Origin of the sequence: Bacillus sp. 7894-2, from assembly GCF_002272225.1 — a bacterium.
GTDB lineage: Bacteria > Bacillota > Bacilli > Bacillales > Cytobacillaceae > Cytobacillus.
This window is the reverse complement of record NZ_NPDG01000048.1, coordinates 1-647: the sequence shown is the minus strand read 5'-3', so window position 1 is coordinate 647 and position 647 is coordinate 1. Positions and strand designations below refer to the sequence as shown.

The following is a 647-nucleotide window of genomic DNA, read 5'->3' as shown; positions in this document are numbered from 1 at the left end:
ACCCTGGTCGATGACTGGACCCATGTAATTGCTTTGGTCTTCAGGGTTGCCCTGTGTTAATTCGTTCGTCAATTCAACCACACGGTTCAGAACCTGATCGTATACATCTTCTACGATTACTGCTCGTGAACATGCTGAACACTTTTGTCCGGAGAAGCCAAATGCAGAAGCCACGATGGAAGTCGCCGCCAATTCAAGGTCTGCTTCTTTGTCGACAACGATCGTATCCTTGCCTCCCATTTCCGCGATCACGCGCTTCAGCCAGATTTGGCCATCGTTTAATTTAGAAGCGCGCTCATTGATGCGAAGACCCACGTCGCGTGATCCTGTGAATGAGATGAAGCGGGTATCTTTATGGTCAACCAGATAGTCGCCCACCTCTGCCCCACTGCCAGGCACGAAGTTCAGAACGCCCTTTGGAAGTCCTGCTTCTTCCATTACTTCAACAAATTTCGCAGCCACAACCGGTGTTGTAGACGCTGGCTTTAATAGAACAGTGTTTCCTGCCACGATCGCTGCAACAGTTGTGCCGGCCATGATTGCAAGCGGGAAGTTCCAAGGAGAGATGATGATGCCCACTCCCAATGGAATGTAGTCATAACGGTTATATTCATTCGGACGGCTGTTAACAGGAACACCGTCTTTAA

Annotated in this window: 1 protein-coding gene; it reads right to left on the bottom strand. The window is 49.5% G+C overall.

Annotated features, from left to right (window positions below; all coding sequences use genetic code 11):
* Positions 1–647 (bottom strand): aldehyde dehydrogenase family protein (locus CHI10_RS07405; RefSeq protein ID WP_142301768.1); only part of this gene is annotated, 647 nt, incomplete at both ends.